Annotated in this window: 2 protein-coding genes and 1 pseudogene; 1 reads left to right on the forward strand and 2 read right to left on the reverse strand. The window is 61.3% G+C overall.

All coding sequences use genetic code 11. The features are described 5' to 3' along the window. Positions 1–113 precede the first annotated feature (113 nt). Both GE253_RS25635 and GE253_RS25640 read right to left on the reverse strand, forming a co-directional pair. Entirely contained in the window at positions 114–503 is a 390-nt protein-coding gene (locus GE253_RS25635) for a hypothetical protein (protein ID WP_153206982.1), read from the reverse strand. Then, complete coding sequence (locus GE253_RS25640) at positions 500–928, reverse strand: hypothetical protein (RefSeq protein ID WP_211101603.1); 429 nt, start codon at positions 926–928, stop codon at positions 500–502. The genes GE253_RS25635 and GE253_RS25640 overlap by 4 nt, the downstream gene beginning before the upstream one ends. Before the next feature lie 56 nt (positions 929–984). Here GE253_RS25640 and GE253_RS25645 point away from each other — a divergent pair. Then, positions 985–1,623, forward strand: a pseudogene (locus GE253_RS25645) (IS3 family transposase); the annotation flags it as partial. Between the last annotated feature and the right edge of the window lie 623 nt (positions 1,624–2,246).

The following is a 2,246-nucleotide window of genomic DNA, read 5'->3' on the forward strand; positions in this document are numbered from 1 at the left end:
CCCGGTGGAATTTCCAACTTTGGTCAGGCGGGTGGTGTGCATGGCGACATCCTTGTTAGCTTCCTCTGATAATGTAATGACGCACGTTCATACGTCAATCGCGACGCAACGTTTCACTCCTCGAAAATCAGGCTCGGCTGCTGCTGCCATGGTGCCTGTGCGACGGTCGCCAGCCGGTCCAGAGACAGGGGGCACGGGCAGCGATTGATCAGAAGCTGTTCAAGAACCATCGGCGACAGATAGGCCAGCCGTAGGAAGCGGCTGATAAAGGGCACCGTCACCCCCTCCGCGGCGGCGATGTCCTTCAGGGTTGCCGCCTCGCCCCGCTCCAGCCGGCGACGCCAGTCCCAGGCGCGGGCGATGGCCCGCAGTAAACGGGGATCGAGCGCGCGCCCGTCGGCGGTCATTTCGATATCGGCTGGCGGCACGATGCGCGGGCGGCCGTTGCGGCGCTTCAGGGCGAGCGGGATGACAATGCGGATGGTATCGGGGTTGTTGCTCATGCAACGCTCTCCAGGCTACGCGGGGTGAGCAGATTGCGCACCAATGTGCCTAGGCCGGCGCTGCGCAGATCAACGATGATGCCGTCTGCGGTGACGGTGACGCGATCCACCAGCAGCCGCACCAGACGCGCCTGTTCGGCCACGAACAGGGCAGACCAGATCTCATCGAACCGGTCCAACGCCGCCACCACCTCTCCCGCGGTCAGGTCGGGCGCTTCGGAGCGGGCCGCTGCCAGGGTCTGCGCCACGATCTCCGGCATACGCACAAGGCGGCGCACCTCCCGGATCACGGCATTTTCCACCATTTCCGCCGGCAGGCGCAGCGGGGCACCGGAATCCGGGTCGATGAACCGCCCCCGGATCACATCCATCGAGGCGTAATAGCGATAAAGACGGCTGCCCTTTTTGGTGGCCGTCGGCGTCATGGCGGTGCCGGTCGGTCCGAAGATCAGACCCTTCAGCAGAGCCGGCGTCTGTGCCCGTGATGAAGGGCATGGGTATCCAGGGCATCATCCGTGGCAAGCCGCACAGGACGACGATCCCCGACAAGAAAGCACCGTGCCTGTTGGACAAGGTGAACCGGCCGTTCCGGGCACCCGCGCCTAACAGGCTGCGGGTGTCGGATTTCACCTATGTCGCCACCTGGAAAGGGTTCGTCTATGTGGCTTTCGTCATCGATGCCTATGCCCGCAAAATCGTGGGCTGGCGCGTCAGCACCTCGGCGCAGGCTGGGTTCGTGCTCGACGCCTTGGAACATGCCGTCCATGACCGCTGCCCCGCCAAAGCCATGGGCCTGGTTCATCATAGCGACCGCGGGTCTCAATATCTGTCCATCCGCTACACCGAGCGACTGACGGAAGCCGGCATCGAACCCTCGGTTGGCAGCGTAGGAGACAGCTACGACAGTGCCCTGGCGGAAACGATCAACGGGCTAGTCAAGGCAGAGGTCATACATCGTTGCGGCCCCCGGCGCAGCGCCGAGGCCGTGGAATATGCCACCCTGGAATGGGTCGACTGGTTCAACAACCGACGCCTGCTCGAGCCAATCGGAAACATTCCGCCCGCAGAAGCCGAAGCCAACTTCTACGCAGCTCTGGAAACTAAAGCCATGGCCGCATAACTATTGAATTCAAGCCTCCGGCAAACCCGGCGCGGTTCAGCATCACCATGCTCGGAATGCAGCTCGGTGTGGATGTCAATGATGGCTTCGACCGGCGGGAACAGCAGTTCGCTCATTCCGCCGTGAAATTTCCACCTTTGGCCGGGTGAGTGGTGTGCCTGGCTGCATCCTTGTTCGCTTCCTTTGATAATGACGTGCGCTTGATAATGACGTGCGCTCATACGCTCATCATGAGGCAGTTTTTCACCCGTCAAAGCCAGGCCGTCAGCTACTGCCCTGCTTCACGCGCACCGTCGGCCTCCGCTTCAGACGCAGATTTCAGGACAATGCCTCTCCACTTCTCCAAGGCAAGTCCTAGTCGGTCAGCCATGCAGGGGGAGCGGTGGTCTCCCCCTGCCCAAGCCCGGTTTTCGGGTTTAGATTGGTTTGGTCACGGGGATGCAACGGGTCGTTCATTTTTCCTCAAAAAACCCCTTGCATCCATTTTGGCATACGCCTATACAGCGCCTCCCACGACGTTGGGCCGGTTGGTTTGGCAGTTGTGGGGTTGGGTGGTGGTGGTTTTGGCCAGTATCATCCAAGGTTCTTTGAAGGCTTCGGCCTTCGGACAAGTGGAATGATCT

Source organism: Niveispirillum sp. SYP-B3756 (assembly GCF_009495745.1).
Classification (GTDB): Bacteria; Pseudomonadota; Alphaproteobacteria; order Azospirillales; family Azospirillaceae; genus Niveispirillum.